Below are 16,379 nucleotides of genomic sequence, written 5' to 3'. Positions count from 1 at the left end.
GCTCTTATTCAAAACCTTTCGCTAAACTAACTGCGCTAACATCATCCGAGCCGTGTTTTCTTCCGTTACCAATGAATTAATATGTTTTCCATACAATGCACTTAAAATTGCTTCCACTTTGTCTTCACCTCCCGCAATCCCAATAACATTTGGAATTTTCTTGAGATTTTCCAACGGCACACTAATTAATTCCTCGTGTAAGGGCATATCGGGCTGTAAACAGCCGTCTTTGCGCATAAAATAGCCGAGAATATCACCGACTGCGCCTTGGCTACGGATAATCTGTTGTTTTTCTTCCGTAATATAGCCGGAACGCAGTAGTGTTGCCTGCCCCTTTTGGCGGGTGGCTCCGATACCGACAATTGCTGCATTGGCGCTACAGGCCGCCAACATAATATCCCGGACGCAAGATTCCCGTTTAAAAAGCCTTGCCGCTTCCGTTGATGAGGCCCGCAACGGTGCCGGAATAATACTGACGGAACAAGAACCGTCCAATTGACCGATACCTTTCATGTAGGGCCCAACGCCACCGGATAAGGTAATCAGTTTTATGGCATTGTGGGTAATAAATTCGTTGGCATATTTCAATGTTTTCATGATGGTATCGCCAAATCCGATTGCCAACATTTGATTCGGTTTGAGTAACGACATTAACATTTGCGCCGCGCCAACACCCAAGCGCTCATTAATTTCATGTTGTGGCAAGGCAGGCAAAATACGAATATGTTTCAGATTAAAATACTGTTGCAATGCCTCTTCCAACTCCAAACAACCGGTGAAACGGGAATTAATTTGCACTTTGATAATGCCGGATTGCCGACCTTTCTCCAGCAGTCTGGAGACTTTTAAACGCGGTAATTTTAATTTATCGCCAATTTCGCTTTGGGTTAGGTTGTCGTGATAGTAGAACCATGCGATTCTCGCCAACAGATCCTCTTCACTAATGGTTTGAATAAATTCTTGTTGATTTGATGTTAGTTCATTCATGTTTTTTTATTTTAATTTTTGTGGCTGATTGAGCATCATTATTCATTTGTTTTTACTTATTATCAATTGTTCCTTTCGCTTTTTTGTAAAAGCATGACGAAGATCACTTTTTTAGAAAAAAGTAACAATACTCTTGTCTTTCGATCCAAATTTGTGATCAGGCTCGCAGAAATTTTTAAAGATTACACATAACATTCTGAAAAAATGTTTTATATAAAATACATTTGTTCAATGTGTATGGTGGGTAAAATGCAAACTCAAGTTTCTGAACAGCCATGTTTAATTTCCGCCCGAAATATCAGTAAATCTTTTTCCGGTGTGGAAGTATTAAAAGCAATTGATTTTTCTTTATACGCAGGTGAAGTGCATGCCTTATTGGGCGGCAATGGTGCGGGCAAATCTACGCTGGTTAAAATCATTGCCGGTATTCAGCCACAAGATAGTGGTGAATTGCTCATTCATGGCACATTGCAACATAAGCTGTCGCCGAACAAAGCCCATCAGCTTGGCATTTATCTGGTGCCGCAAGAACCGTTGTTATTTCCAAATTTAACGGTGAAAGAAAATATTCTGTTCGGTTTGCCCCGCAACGAAAAAACATCGGAAAAACTGACCGCACTTTTGCGTGAATTAAATTCTCATCTGAAGTTAGAAATGCCTGCCGGTTTATTAGAAGTGGCAGATCAACAGCTGGTAGAGATTATGCGGGGACTCATGCGTAATGCATCCATTTTGATTTTAGATGAACCGACCGCTTCACTAACACCTATTGAAACGGAGAATTTATTTAAAAAAATCCAATCCTTACTGGATAAAGGCGTCGGGATTGTTTTCATCTCGCACAAATTGCCTGAAGTGTGGAAAATTTCTCATCGCATTAGTGTTATGCGTGACGGTTACATCGCCTTAAGCGGTAAAACCGCCGAATTAAATAAAGACGAAGTAATCACCGCGATTACCCCGAAAGCTAAAAATGCCCAACTCACCGAAAGCCAAAAATTGTGGCTGGAATTGCCCGGCCACCATCGAATAAAGCGTAATGATAAACCGATTCTGAAAGTCGTTAATCTGACAGGAGAGGGGTTTAAAAATATTTCCTTCGACATTTATCCCGGTGAAATTCTAGGCTTGGCAGGCGTGGTGGGAGCCGGGCGTACCGAACTTGCAGAAACCCTGTATGGCCTACGAAAACAAAAGTGCGGTCAGATTTTTTTTAATTTTCATGAGATCAGTGATTGCGATACCAAAGCACGGTTGGAGCAGGGCATTGTTTATTTGCCGGAAGACCGCCAAGCCTCAGGGTTATATTTGGACTCACCACTGACATGGAATGTGTGTGGATTGACCTATAACAACATGGGATTCTGGTTAGATACGAAAAAGGAAAGTGCCATTTTAGAACGTTATCATCGCGCGATTGGAATTAAATTCAGTGATAAGCAGCAAGCAGCCAGAACCTTATCCGGCGGGAATCAACAAAAAGTTTTGATTGCCAAATGTTTAGAGGCGGATCCTGCATTGTTAATCGTGGACGAACCGACTCGCGGAGTCGATGTAGGCGCGCGTGCCGATATTTATCAATTGATCAAGAATATTGCCAAGCAGAATGTCGCAATCTTGTTTATTTCTTCCGACTTAGAAGAAATTGAGAAAATGTCCCAACGGGTATTGGTGATGCATGACGGACAAATCAGTGATTCGTTAATCGGTGAGGCGATTAATACCAACCGCATTATGCAAATGGCGTTCGGCAGTTCACATACATAAGGAGAAGGGGATGTGGAAATTAATGTTGAAACTCATTCAAGATAACCGTGAACTGACCATTCTCATTGCTATTGGATTGTTATTTTTATTGTTGGGGTTTGTGGGCAACGGGTTTCATTTACAAACAATAACCATGGTTTTTAGCTCTGCCCAAATTGTGATTCTGTTGGCAATTGGGGCGACTTTTGTGATTTTAACCCGCAATATTGATGTTTCCGTGGGATCCACCATGGGACTGAGTGCGGTAATTGTCGGCAGCCTGTTAAACTCGGGTTATGACTTAACTTCTGCCTTTCTGCTTACCTTATGCTGCGGTTTGGCTGCAGGGCTGTTAAATGGCGTATTGGTCACAACGTTGCGTATCCCTGCCATTGTAGCGACTTTAGGGACATTGGGGTTATATAAAGGCATTATGCTGTTAATTACCAGCGGGAAATGGATTGAAGGTTTGCCACAACAGCTAAAAACCTTATCCGAACCCATTTTTTTACATATTTCCCCCATCGGTTGGGTACTGCTTATTCTGATTCTTACCGCCTATTACTTCTTAACCAAGTTACCTGCCGGACGTAATTTTTATGCGGTCGGCGATAATCTGCAAGGGGCAATGCAACTTGGAGTGCATATTGATTGGGTGAGAATTGTCGCTTTTTCCATAAATGGTATGACGGCAGCGCTAGCGGGTATTGTTTTTGCCTCACAAATCGGTTTTGTGCCGAATTCCACCGGTAATGGCTTAGAAATGAAAGCTATTGCCGCTTGCGTGTTAGGCGGTATCAGTTTGCTTGGTGGGGCAGGTAATCTAATCGGTGCGGTGCTTGGCGCTTATTTCTTAATTCAAATCGATACGATTTTAGTACTGCTCAAAGTGCCGGCATATTGGAATAATTTTGTTGCAGGAATTGTGCTGTTGACAGTGTTGGTCTTCGATGGGCGCATTCGCGTGATGATCGCTAATAATTTGAAATTACAACGCTATGCCCGTTTCTTGAAAGAAGAAAATTCCGATGGCGTTGAAGTCAAAATGCGGTCGAAATAGGGAGAGAATGGTTATGTTGGCATTGAAAAAACACGGTTGGGAATTAGCGTTATTATGTTTGGCCATCATCGAAATTTTTGGGTTTGGCGCTTTTAACCCACGTATGCTGGATCTGAATGTCTTGTTATACAGCACCAGTGATTTTATTTATATCGGCATGCTTGCTTTGCCGTTGACCATGATTATCGTGAGCGGAGGTATGGACATCTCTTTCGGTTCCACCGTTGGCTTATGTGCTATTACTTTAGGCGTATTGTTTAAAGCAGATGTGCCGTTGATGTTGGCAATTCTACTGACCTTTACGGTCGGTGCGTTATGCGGTTTAATTAATGCCGGCTTGATTCTTTATACCAAAGTGAATCCGCTGGTGATTACGCTTGGTACCATGTATTTGTTCGGCGGAGGAGCGTTATTATTATCCGGTTTTGCCGGTGCCACAGGTTATGAAGGCATTGGCGGATTTCCTGATGTCTTGCTGGATTTTGCTAATCAAACCTTATTTGATATCCCAACACCAATTCTGTATTTTCTGTTAATGACACTGATGTTTTGGTTATTAATGCACAAAACGACCATTGGCAGAAGCACCTTCTTAATTGGGCAAAGTGAACGCACTTCCTGTTACAACGCTGTGCCTATTCGTCGCACTTTGTTTCTGATTTATTCCTTTATCGGCATTATTGCCGCTTTTGTTGCTGTGCTGTTGGTGTCTTATTTTGGTTCTGCCCGTTCCGATTTAGGGAGTTCGCTCTTAATGCCCGTATTAACGGCAGTGGTATTGGGTGGGGCAAATATTTATGGAGGTTCCGGCTCTATTATCGGCACGGCAATCGCCGCTATGCTTATCGGTTATTTGCAACAAGGTTTGCAGATGATTGGTATTTCCAATGAAATTTCCGGTGCGTTATCGGGCGCATTACTTATTATCGTGTTAATCGGCAAATCCATCAGTTTGCATTACGCTGCCATCATGCAATGGATCCGCCGACGGACCGAACGTCAGGCAGTAGTAGATTAATTATGGAAAACTCAACTGAGAGGAGAACGTCTTATGAAAACACGCGTAAAAATCACCGCACTTTCCGTGTTACTCGGCTTATCTGTGGTAGCAACCGCACAGGCCGCCGACCGTATCGCCTTTATCCCTAAATTGGTGGGAGTCGGTTTCTTTACCAGCGGCGGGCAAGGTGCTGCCGAAATGGGAAAAACCTTAGGCGTGAATGTCACTTATGATGGACCAACCGAGCCAAGCGTTTCCAACCAAGTGCAATTGATTAATAACTTCGTTAACCAAGGCTATAACGCCATTGTTGTGTCTGCGGTTTCTCCTGATGGGTTATGTTCCACCTTACAACGGGCTATGAAACGAGGCGTCAAAGTGCTGACTTGGGACTCCGACACCAAACCGGAATGTCGTAGTCATTACATTAACCAAGGGACACCGGAACAGTTAGGTTCTATGTTGGTGAATATGGTTGCTAATCAAATCAGTAAACCGAAAGCCAAAGTGGCATTTTTCTATTCCAGCCCGACCGTAACCGACCAAAACCAATGGGTGAAAGAAGCAAAAGCAAAAATTGCCAAAGATTATCCTGAATGGGAAATCGTAACAACCCAATTCGGTTACAACGATGCAATTAAATCCCTGCAAACCGCCGAAGGTATTTTAAAAGCCTATCCGGATTTAGATGCGATTATTGCACCAGACGCCAACGCCTTGCCGGCGGCTGCGCAAGCTGCAGAAAATCTGAAAGTGAATTCTGTAGTCATCGTTGGATTCAGTACACCGAATGTGATGCGCCCTTATGTGAAACGCGGTACGGTGAAACAATTTGGCTTATGGGATGTGGTGCAACAAGGCAAAATTTCTGTGGCTGCCGCCAATGCGTTGCTTAAAGGTGAAAAATTAAATGTGGGCGATAAATTAAACGTACAAGGTATCGGCACTATTGAAGTATCACCGAATAAAGTGCAAGGCTATGAATATGAAGCGGATGGCAACGGCATTATTTTATTGCCTGAACGTGTCGTGTTTACCAAGGACAATATCGATAATTACAATTTTTAGTGAGGAGAGTATTCAATGGCAGATTTAGATGATATCAGAGATGGCAAAGACTTTGGTTTGGATAGACCACAAACCAATCAGGCCTTTTATTTAAAAGGCGCGGGGGCGTTGGATTGGGGAATGCAATCCCGCTTAGCTAATATTTTTAATCCGAAAACCGGCAGAACTATTATGCTGGCATTCGATCATGGGTATTTTCAAGGGCCGACGACAGGGTTGGAACGTATTGATCTGCATATTGCACCGCTCTTTGAATATACCGATGTGTTGATGTGTACCCGCGGAATTTTGCGCAGCGTTGTGCCGCCGGCAACCCGAAAACCGGTTGTGCTTCGTGCTTCTGGGGCAAATTCTATTCTCACCGAATTATCTAACGAAGCGGTAGCGGTGTGTGTGGAAGATGCTTTACGCTTAAATGTTTCCGCTATGACGGCGCAGGTATATATTGGTTCGCAATATGAACACCAATCCATCAAAAATATTATCCAATTGGTCGATCAAGGTACTCGTTATGGTATGCCAACCATGGCGGTGACGGGAGTCGGTAAGGATATGGCACGCGATCAGCGTTATTTCTCCTTAGCAAGCCGTATCGCAGCAGAAATGGGCGCACATATTATCAAAACCTATTATGTCGATACCGGTTTTGAGCGTGTTACTGCAGGCTGTCCGGTGCCAATAGTAATTGCCGGTGGCAAAAAATTGCCGGAGCAAGAGGCTTTGGATATGTGTTATAAAGCCATTGACCAAGGCGCATCCGGCGTGGATATGGGACGTAATATCTTCCAATCCGAAGCACCGATTGCCATGTTAAAAGCGGTTCATGCCATTGTTCATGGCGGAGAAAATACAGAAAAGGCCTATCAGCTGTATCTGCACGAAAAAAACGCATAGTTTAATCAGATTCCTCCCTATTCGGAGGGAGGACATCTTTTACTTTTCATTCTTTTGCAATTAAGGAGTTTATTATGTTTGCAATGTTGGTGGAAATTAATATTAAGGAAGGAAAAGAACAGGAGTTTTTAGAAGTATTTAAACGAAATCATCTGGGAACGCGACAAGAACCAGGGAATTTGCGTTTTGACGTATTGCGTGATCCCGATGTAAGAACCCGTTTTTACGCTTATGAAGTGTATATGAACGAAGCAGCATTGGAAGAACACCGCAAAACAGTTCATTATCATCGTTGTGTTACCGAACTTGAACCGTTGATGACCGCTAATCGAAGTAAAAAAATCTTTGAATGGGTCTTTCCGGAAACCGTTAATGGGGAATAATGTCAAAGTGCAGTCATTTTATCAAATGTTTTTTAATACAAAAAAGGCTTAGAATATTCTAAGCCTTTTATTATTTCTTCTTGATCGTACTTATTCAACAACAAGAACGCGGCATGTATTGGAAGTGCCTTGAACGGATTCGGCACCTTGGGTGAGCAATACAACATCGCCAGCTATTAAGAAGCCTTTATCTTTCAATAAAGCGATAGCTTTTTGGGCTCCTTCCATTGTACGGCTGACATCATTGTAGAACACTGGTGTTACGCCACGATATAACGCACAAAGATTTAATGTATTTGGGTTACGGGATAGAGCGAAAATTGGTAAACCGGAACTAATACGGGACATTAATAGAGGAGTGCGACCACTGCTAGTCATAGCAATAATGGCGCTTACGCCTTTCATGTGGTTGGCAGCAAACATCGTTGACATCGCGATAGTTTCTTCGATGTTGTCAAATTCAATGTCCATGCGGTGGTGAGATACGCTTGCTCCCGGCATTTTTTCTGCGCCCAAGCACACTTTTGCCATGGAAGCTACGGTTTCAGCTGGGTATTGACCGGCAGCAGTTTCAGCAGAAAGCATAACTGCGTCGGTACCGTCTAATACCGCGTTAGCTACGTCCATTACTTCTGCACGGGTTGGCATTGGGTTGCTGATCATGGATTCCATCATTTGGGTTGCAGTGATAACAACACGGTTCAATTTACGGGAGCGACGGATTAATTTCTTTTGTACCGCTACTAATTCTGGATCACCGATTTCAACACCCAAGTCACCACGGGCAACCATGATAACGTCAGAGGCTAAAATGATATCGTCCATCGCTTCATCAGTAGCAACTGCTTCAGCACGTTCGACTTTTGCAACGATTTTCGCGTTTAAACCGGCTTCTTTAGCTAATCGACGGGCATAGTTTAAGTCTTCACCGGAACGAGGGAAAGACACGGCTAAATAATCAACGCCGATACGAGCCGCAGTAATAATGTCCGCTTTATCTTTATCAGTCAACGCGTCAGCAGATAAACCACCACCTAACTTATTGATACCTTTATTGTTGGATAATGGACCGCCAACAGTCACTTCAGTGAATACTTTTGCGCCTTCGGTAGATAACACTTTTAATTGCACACGGCCATCATCTAATAACAAGATATCGCCGGGTACCACGTCTTGAGGGAGAGTTTTATAGTCTAAGCCAACAGCTTCTTGCGTACCTTCACCTTTTGGTAACTCAGCATCTAAAACAAATTTATCACCGACGTTTAAGAAAATTTTGCCATCTTTAAATGTGGATACGCGAATTTTAGGACCTTGTAAGTCACCTAAGATTGCTACGGTTTTGCCTAATTTTTTAGCAATTTCACGTACTTTTTCTGCGCGTCCGATATGGTCTTCCGGTGTACCGTGTGAGAAGTTCATCCGTACAACATTAGCACCTGCAGCGATGATTTTTTCTAAATTGTTACCACGGTCAGTTGACGGACCCATAGTACATACAATCTTTGTTCTTCTTAGTCTTCTAGACATTAAAAATTCTCCGTAAATGGTTGTATTGTAGAAACTTTCTATTAACGAGCAATTTTTCATCAATTACCCATAAAAAACTGGGCGGTATTATACGCTGAAAATAAAATTAGATCGAGATCACATTTTAGAAAAAACACCTTGCAAAAAGGAAAAGAGATTTGTTATTGCACATATTCAATAGAATGGTATGAAGCAAAAAGTGCGGTTAAAAATTCATTTATTTTTTTGACCGCACTTTTCGTTTACTTTAGAACAAATCCTCCGCTGTGATTTGTTTCATTTTTTTGCTGTAATCGGTGGAGCGTTTATTGAAAAAGTCGGTTTCTTTGGTAGACAGAATTTCGATATCAAACCATTCCGTTTCTTTTAATTGTTCCGGATTAATGTTGTAAGCCGGTTCCAACCCTAACGCCTGTAAAGAATTGTTATATCGGTTAGCAATATAATTTTTCACGGTGGCTTTGCTTAGAAAATCCAATTCACCGTCTTCAAAAATCCAGTTCAAAATTTCTTTTTCGGCCATAAAAGCTTGGTCGGCAAGTTCTTTGAGCTCGGTGAAGAAAGCATCGGTGAATAATTCAGGTTGCTCTTCACGCAAGATGCCATAAAGGGTAATACCGAAACGACCGTGGATTTCCTCTTCTTTAGAGGTAGCCTCTACGGCGTTGGAAATGCCTTTGAATAGATTTTTATGTTTATTGAAACTCATCATGATGACAAATTGGCTGAATAATGAAATGTGTTCCACAAATAGGGAGAACATGATTAACGACAAAACGAAGTCTTGTTGGCTAACGTCTTTTCTACGCATAAAGGCTTCCATATATTCAATACGCGCCATGATAGCTTTGTATTGGCGCACATTAAGGAACATTTCATTAAGACCTAATTTTTCTAACAAGAACGAGTAAGCGTCTTTATGACGAATTTCTGATTCAAGAAAACTGCCGCCCACATCTTCAATTTCCGGCTTTGGGAAGTAGTTATATAAATTGCCCCAGAAACGTTTGACGCTCACTTCAATTTGTGAAATCGCCAACATGGTTTTGGTGATAACGGCGCGTTCCACATCGCTGATATGTGTACGGAAATCCTGAATATCTCCGGTGAAATTAAATTCCGTGTGTAACCAATAAGAGTGGCGAATGGCGTCTTTAAATTCTAAAAGTTCCGGATATTCGTAAGGTTTAATTTCAAAGCGTGGAATAAACAAGCTGCGTTTTTGGGTGGCATTCATTTTGTAATCCTCGTGATTTATATATTATTAACGGCAGGCTACCAATCTGTTTTATAAAATTTGGCACGAACCAGAAAGTCGCGCCATCGTTGTTTTAATAGGATGAAAAGTGCGGTGAAATTTTTCAGCGTTTTTTAACCTTCACAGCTACTGCAATTCAATAGGTTTCGATTGAACACTTGCGCCGCACTCATGCTGTATTGATAATAAATGGATTTTAAACCCAGTTCTTCAGCAGTGAGGTAAAGCTGATTTAGGTCTTTTGCCGGCGTTGCGGGATGCACCATAATATTCACGCTTTGCCCTTGGTCGATATATTTCTGACGTTGCGCAGCTTGTTGAATCACGGAAAGCTGGCTGATTTCCGAGAAAGTTTTGAAGACTTCTTTCTCATTTTCCGTTAATTCCGTTAAATGTTGCACCGAGCCATCGTTAAGCAAAATACTTTCCCAAATGTCATCGCGATCCAGCCCTTTACGTTTAAGCAAGGCTTCCAAGAAGGGATTTTTATAAACCACTTTAATTTTGGACAAATCTTTCACGTAATAATTGGATTTAAATGGCTCAATGGATGGCGAAACGCTGCCTAAAATAAAGCTACTGGATTTTGTCGGTGCCACGCTCATAAGTGTGGTGTTGCGGCGTCCGTAACCTTTCAGAATTTCGGGCTCACCGAAACGCTGCGCCAGTTCCTTAGAGGCTTTTAAGGTTTTTTCTTGTAACAATTTAAAAATCATATTGTTGTGCTGCATGGCTTCAAAACTGTCAAAAGCCATGTTTTTTGATTGCAAATAACTATGCCAACCCAACACCCCCAAGCCCAAAGCGCGGTGACGACGGGCGAATTTATTGGCTCTGTCCATAAATTGAATATTGGCGCTTTGCGCGATAAATTCACTCATGACTATGTCCAAGAAATAAGTCAGCACTTCCGGTGCATCGGTGTCTTTCCATTCGTCAAAATAGAGTAGATTCATGGAAGACAAACAGCACACGAAACTTTCATCTTCGCTGGATGGCAGAGCGATTTCGCTACATAAATTAGATGCGTGAATCATCATATTGCGATCTTTATACACGTCCGGGCGTCCCGCATTGGCGTTGTCTTTAAAGAAAATATATGGAATGCCCGTTTCTGTCTTACGTTGTAACAATTTTGCCCAAATTTGGCGTTTGTACGGATCGCCGGCTTTCATGCTTTCCAACCATTCATGACTGACACAGACGCCGTAATACATGAGTTGGATCGGGTTGCCCTCGGTGTGAATATCTAACCATTCTTCAATATCACCATGATCGATATCGATATAACCGGCGAACATGCCTTTACGGCTGGTGCCTTGGCTGATGGTGTCGATGGTCGCCTCAAACAGTTTGGTGAAAGCAAAGGAACCATTGGATTTACCGTTATTGGTAATGTTGGAGCCGCGCGGACGAATGTCACCAAAATAGCCTGATGTGCCCCCGCCGAGCTTACTCATCACGCCGATTTCTGCCACGGTAGACATAATGGCATTAATAGAATCGCCGATGTAAGAACCGAAGCAGCTAATACTTAGCCCGCGATCCAAACCGAAATTCGACCAAATTGGTGAAGAAAGCGAGTAATAGCCGCGCGCCATGTAGTGATAAAATTTTTCTGCATAACCTTCAATGCCCAATTTTTGTTCGGCATACTCGGCAATAAAGCGAATACGCTCTAGAGCAGAAGTGCCTTCCAATAGATAACCACGCTGCAAAAACAGTTTGCTGTCTTCATTAAGCCAAGCAAAATCCGGTCGGTTAGGATCGGTGATTGGCAAAATAACCTGAGTTTCGTTCATAAAAATCCCTTAATTTTTATAATGTTATCGATAATGATAATAAATCCTATTTATAATAACATCTAAAAATAGAATTCTCACGATCAAAAAAGGTGAAAAAATTGAACCGCACTTGTTTTATGAATAAGCTCAATGAGTTAATAAATTGTAAAGAAAAAGGCTGAATTGACATCAGCCTTTGGTAAGGGAAAGGAAAAGTACGGTGACTTTTTACGTTATTTTGTTGCCGCTTTCATATTGCGAACAAACTCGCCAAGTTCGCTCAGACACTGAGCATGATTATCTAAGTTTCGCTCAATAATTTTTACTGTCGCCGAACCGGAAATCGCGCCGGCTGCACCGAGTTGAAGCGCTTCTTTTACTTGCAACGGTTGGGCAATGCCGAAACCTTGTAGGATAGGCGGGGCATGGTGAGCTTTGAGTTGCTCTACAAGGGTATCTAAGTTAGTCGCATGACTTTGATTTTCTGCGCTGGTAACGCCCGCACGAGAAACCAAATAAGTATAGCCCTCGCTATTTTCAGCCACACCTTGCACCGTTTTGGCATCCGCATTCGGCGGGCAAATAAAGACAGGTTGAACACCGTGTTTTTTGGCTGCTTGGACATAGTCTTCTTTTGCCAATAATGGAATGTCCGCCACTAAAACGGCATCCACACCGACCTCCGCACAACGTTGATAAAAATTATCCAAGCCTTTGGCAAAAATTAAATTAGCGCAAAGCAACAGACTAATTGGAATCTCCGGGTATTTTGACCGCACTTTGGCAAGCAATTTAAAGCTGTCTTCCGTGCTATGGCCCGCATTGAGCGCACGATTATTGGCTGCCTGAATAACAGGACCGTCTAATAACGGATCAGAAAACGGAAAGCCCAATTCCAATGCGTCCGCGCCGTTATCGACGAGGGTACAAATAATTTCAAAAGAACGATCAAAGGTCGGGTCGCATAAGGTAACGAAAGGAACGAATGCGCCTTCATTTTTCGCGCTTAATTGGGCAAATGTGGTTTCAAAACGGCTCATAATTGCATTCCTTTTTCGTTTAAAATTTTATCTACGGTGAAAATGTCTTTATCGCCACGACCGGATAAATTCACCACCAAAATTTGTTCTTTATTCGGCTCCTGATGAATCATTTTTAACGCCTGCGCCAACGCGTGAGAGCTTTCTAATGCAGGAATAATGCCTTCATGTTTTGCCAGTGCTTGGAACGCATTTAGGGCTTCGTTATCGGTAATGCTTGGGTATTCCGCGCGCCCAATGCTTTGCAAATAGGCGTGTTGCGGGCCGACAGAAGGGAAGTCCAATCCCGCAGAAATCGAGTAGGATTCTTCCACTTGGCCGTCTTCCGTTTGCATTAACGGCGATTTCATGCCGAAATAAATCCCCACTTTCGCATGGCCTAACGGCGCGCCGTGTTCACCGCTTTCAATGCCGTGACCGCCAGGTTCTACGCCAATTAGACGCACATTCGGTTCATCAATGAAATCCGTAAACATACCGATAGCGTTTGAGCCGCCACCTACCGCAGCAATCACGGCATCCGGTAAACGACCTTCTTTTTCTAAAATTTGACGTTTGGTTTCTTCGCCAATCATTTTTTGGAATTCACGCACAATGGTTGGGAATGGGTGAGGGCCTGCCGCCGTACCTAGCAGATAATGAGTGTTTTCATAATTTGCCGACCAATCACGCATAGCTTCACAGCAGGCATCTTTTAAGGAACAAGAGCCTTTTTGTACCGGAACCACTTCAGCGCCCATTAAACGCATACGGAATACGTTTGGAGATTGACGTTCTACGTCTTTCGCGCCCATATAAATACGACAAGGCATCCCCAACATCGCACAGGCAAGGGCTGTCGCCACACCGTGTTGACCGGCACCGGTTTCTGCAATAATACGCGTTTTTCCCATGCGTTTAGCAAGCAGAATTTGACCTAATACTTGGTTGGTTTTATGGGCGCCACCGTGAAGCAAATCTTCACGTTTTAAATAAATTTTCGCTTTTGTGCCTTTGGTTAAATTACGGCAAAGGGTAAGTGCGGTCGGTCTGCCGGCATAATTTTTCAATAAATCCTGAAATTCACGTTGGAATTCCGGATCATCTTTAGCTTCAACAAACGCTTTTTCTAATTCTTGTAGCACCGGTACGAGAATCTCCGGCACATACATACCGCCAAACTCACCGAAATAAGGGTTTAAAATTGTCTCTGACATTCTGTTTCCTTTATTTATCTATTAATTTCTTGCAACATTTAGTGGTGCGAAAGTTTGTGCCGTTGGCATCACTTCAATGCGGTTAATGTTAACGTGTTCCGGCTGTTGGTTGAGCCACAACACAATATTAGCGATGTCTTGTGGCGTCACATATTGCACGTTTTCATACAACTTATCTGCACGGGCGTCATCGCCTTTAAAGCGCACATTGGAAAATTCTGTACCGCCGCAAAGCCCAGGTTCTACATTCGAAACACGAATATTGGTACCGGCCAAATCAGCGCGTAGGTTTAAACTGAATTGTTTAACAAAAGCTTTAGTGCCGCCATAAACGTTGCCGCCGGGATAAGCATAACTTCCTGCGATAGAGCCTAAATTGATGATGTGGCCTTGGTTACGCGCTACCATTTGCGGCAATACTAAACGTGTCATGGTCACTAAGCCTTTCACGTTGGTGTTAATCATTTTTTCCCAATCGTCTAAGTTTACTTTGTCGGCAGATTCCATTCCAAGAGCAAGCCCTGCATTATTCACTAATAAATCGATGGCTTGCCATTCTGGAGGAAGCGATTTCAGGGCTGCTTCTGTGGCGTTACGATCAGAAATGTCAAAAGCGAGGGGAAGGAAATGCTGGCCGTATTCCTGTTTCAGTTGTGCTAAGCGTTCGTGTCTTCTTCCGGTACCGATGACCAAATAACCGGCGTTTAATAAGGTACGACAAATAGCGTTGCCAAACCCGGCTGTCGCTCCGGTAACCAATGCAATTCTTGTCATTATTATCTCTCCTTATTCTATTAAATCCGTGCGTTGTGAAATTCAGTTAGAAAAACAACCGCACTTTTGCATGAATGTGAAATATACTACTACACTAGTACAAAAAAAATATAGAACTTTTATCAAGAAATTTGCAAGAGGAGAGCCGATCAAAGTGCGGTTGTTTTTTGAGATGGATGTTAACTGAAATAAAAAGGCACTCGTTGGGAAATTAAACTATGACGAAAGCATCAGCACACTTGTGCCGATATTCAGCATGCTTAGCAAATAAAAAAGGCACAAGCGAAATACGCTTGCGCCATGATTTGATTTAAAAAGTGCGGTGGGTTTTCGCAACATTTTTTAACGTTACATCAACGTACCGACATATTTTAACATGACACCTGCAGCAATTGCCGAGCCGATAACGCCGGCCACGTTCGGCCCCATGGCGTGCATGAGCAGGAAGTTTTGGTGATCCGCTTCCAAACCGACTTTATTGGATACGCGCGCCGCCATTGGCACGGCAGACACTCCGGCAGAACCAATGAGCGGATTGATTTTGTTCTTACTGAACTTGTTCATCAATTTCGCCATTAATACGCCGCTGCCGGTACCGATTCCGAAAGCAATCACGCCAAGAATTAAAATTCCCAGAGTTTGCGGTTGCAAGAATTTATCGGCAATCAGTTTGGAGCCTACAGACAAGCCAAGCACGATGGTCACAATGTTAATCAAGGCGTTTTGTGTAGTGTCGCTTAAACGTTCTACTACGCCACTGACGCGCATGAGATTACCGAAACAGAACATCCCGAGCAATGGTGCGGCATCCGGTAAGAGTAAGCCGACAAGTAAGAGCAAAATAACAGGGAATAAGATTTTTTCCCGATTGCTCACATGGCGCAATTGCGTCATACGAATTTTGCGTTCTTCTTCTGTGGTTAAGGCTTTCATGATCGGTGGCTGAATTAACGGCACTAATGCCATGTAGGAATAGGCTGCAACGGCAATCGCACCGAGCAATTCAGGCGCAAGTTTACTGGTGAGGTAAATCGCCGTCGGACCATCCGCACCACCGATAATACCGATGGAAGCGGCTTGTGGTAGCGTAAATTCGATAATACCGAAATAATTCAATGTTAATGCGCCGAGCACCGTAGCGAAAATACCAAATTGCGCGGCAGCACCGAGCAACAAGGTTTTCGGATTTGCCAATAACGGGCCAAAATCCGTCATAGCACCTACACCCATAAAAATGACCAATGGGGCGATGCCGTAGCCGATGGCGACGTTATAGAACAATGCCAAAATACCTGCGCTATAGCCCATGTCCATAGACAAGGCTTCCAGTTGATGCACGGTGGAACCGGACGCTGTGGCAAGAGCGGTTTTGATAAGTGTCGGATCAGAGGCTACGCCTAATTTCCCGGCAATCACCGCAATTTGCTCAGGCGAACCGAGATGAAGCAAATTCTCCAAAGCCGTCATAGCAAGGCCGGCTTCGGGAATATTTGACAATAATCCGCCGAAACCGATTGGTAGCAACAACAATGGTTCAAATTTGCGCGAAATGGCAAGCCATAGCAACAGCAGGCTCACGGCGATCATCACCGCTTGCCCCCATTGCAGATGGAATATGCCCATCCCTTTAATTAACGCAATAATACTCTCCATAGGCCA

General features: G+C 43.2%; 14 protein-coding genes. 6 read left to right on the top strand and 8 right to left on the bottom strand.

Annotated features, from left to right (window positions below; genetic code table 11):
* Positions 1-21 precede the first annotated feature (21 nt).
* Positions 22-987 (bottom strand): transcriptional regulator LsrR, encoded by a 966-nt coding sequence (gene lsrR / locus EL144_RS08130; protein WP_005700539.1) that lies wholly within the window; start codon positions 985-987, stop codon positions 22-24.
* A 249-nt stretch (positions 988-1,236) separates the two neighbouring features.
* On the opposite strand from lsrR, the gene lsrA reads away from it, so the two are divergent.
* The 6 genes from lsrA to lsrG all read left to right on the top strand — a co-directional run bounded on the left by lsrA (position 1,237) and on the right by lsrG (position 7,138).
* Complete coding sequence (gene lsrA, locus EL144_RS08125) at positions 1,237-2,754, top strand: autoinducer 2 ABC transporter ATP-binding protein LsrA (protein WP_050332691.1); 1,518 nt, start codon at positions 1,237-1,239, stop codon at positions 2,752-2,754.
* Positions 2,755-2,764: 10 nt separating this feature from the next.
* On the top strand, positions 2,765-3,793 hold the full coding sequence (gene lsrC, locus EL144_RS08120) for an autoinducer 2 ABC transporter permease LsrC (RefSeq protein ID WP_005703222.1): 1,029 nt from the start codon (positions 2,765-2,767) through the stop codon (positions 3,791-3,793).
* A 13-nt stretch (positions 3,794-3,806) separates the two neighbouring features.
* Entirely contained in the window at positions 3,807-4,811 is a 1,005-nt protein-coding gene (gene lsrD / locus EL144_RS08115; RefSeq protein ID WP_005700535.1) for an autoinducer 2 ABC transporter permease LsrD, read from the top strand.
* 33 nt (positions 4,812-4,844) lie between these two features.
* Positions 4,845-5,861, top strand: a complete 1,017-nt coding sequence (gene lsrB, locus EL144_RS08110; protein ID WP_005703220.1) for an autoinducer 2 ABC transporter substrate-binding protein LsrB — start codon at positions 4,845-4,847, stop codon at positions 5,859-5,861.
* A 15-nt stretch (positions 5,862-5,876) separates the two neighbouring features.
* Entirely contained in the window at positions 5,877-6,755 is an 879-nt protein-coding gene (lsrF, locus tag EL144_RS08105) for a 3-hydroxy-5-phosphonooxypentane-2,4-dione thiolase (protein ID WP_005703219.1), read from the top strand.
* Between the two features lie 74 nt (positions 6,756-6,829).
* Complete coding sequence (gene lsrG / locus EL144_RS08100) at positions 6,830-7,138, top strand: (4S)-4-hydroxy-5-phosphonooxypentane-2,3-dione isomerase (RefSeq protein WP_005703218.1); 309 nt, start codon at positions 6,830-6,832, stop codon at positions 7,136-7,138.
* Between the two features lie 90 nt (positions 7,139-7,228).
* On the opposite strand, the gene pyk is transcribed toward lsrG, so the two are convergent.
* The 7 genes from pyk to EL144_RS08060 form a co-directional block, all read right to left on the bottom strand.
* The gene (pyk, locus tag EL144_RS08095) at positions 7,229-8,668 is read right to left on the bottom strand and encodes a pyruvate kinase (protein ID WP_080987855.1); all 1,440 of its coding nucleotides are present in this window, start codon (positions 8,666-8,668) and stop codon (positions 7,229-7,231) included.
* A 247-nt stretch (positions 8,669-8,915) separates the two neighbouring features.
* Positions 8,916-9,905, bottom strand: coding sequence for a ribonucleotide-diphosphate reductase subunit beta (locus EL144_RS08090; protein WP_005703216.1), 990 nt, complete (start codon positions 9,903-9,905; stop codon positions 8,916-8,918).
* Positions 9,906-10,039: 134 nt separating this feature from the next.
* Positions 10,040-11,728, bottom strand: a complete 1,689-nt coding sequence (locus tag EL144_RS08085; protein ID WP_065295056.1) for a ribonucleoside-diphosphate reductase subunit alpha — start codon at positions 11,726-11,728, stop codon at positions 10,040-10,042.
* A 215-nt stretch (positions 11,729-11,943) separates the two neighbouring features.
* On the bottom strand, positions 11,944-12,750 hold the full coding sequence (gene trpA / locus EL144_RS08080) for a tryptophan synthase subunit alpha (RefSeq protein WP_005703213.1): 807 nt from the start codon (positions 12,748-12,750) through the stop codon (positions 11,944-11,946).
* Positions 12,747-13,946: a tryptophan synthase subunit beta gene (gene trpB, locus EL144_RS08075; protein ID WP_005703212.1), complete on the bottom strand. Its 1,200-nt coding sequence runs from the start codon at positions 13,944-13,946 to the stop codon at positions 12,747-12,749. Before trpB ends, trpA begins: the two co-directional genes overlap by 4 nt.
* Before the next feature lie 21 nt (positions 13,947-13,967).
* The gene (locus tag EL144_RS08070; RefSeq protein ID WP_005703211.1) at positions 13,968-14,720 is read right to left on the bottom strand and encodes an SDR family oxidoreductase; all 753 of its coding nucleotides are present in this window, start codon (positions 14,718-14,720) and stop codon (positions 13,968-13,970) included.
* 348 nt (positions 14,721-15,068) lie between these two features.
* The gene (locus EL144_RS08060; protein WP_005703209.1) at positions 15,069-16,373 is read right to left on the bottom strand and encodes a sodium ion-translocating decarboxylase subunit beta; all 1,305 of its coding nucleotides are present in this window, start codon (positions 16,371-16,373) and stop codon (positions 15,069-15,071) included.
* Positions 16,374-16,379 lie beyond the last annotated feature (6 nt).

Source organism: Aggregatibacter aphrophilus ATCC 33389 (genome assembly GCF_900636915.1).
Taxonomy (GTDB): domain Bacteria; phylum Pseudomonadota; class Gammaproteobacteria; order Enterobacterales; family Pasteurellaceae; genus Aggregatibacter; species Aggregatibacter aphrophilus.
The sequence above is the reverse complement of the archived record's forward strand: the minus strand, read 5'-3'. Positions and strand labels throughout refer to the sequence as shown.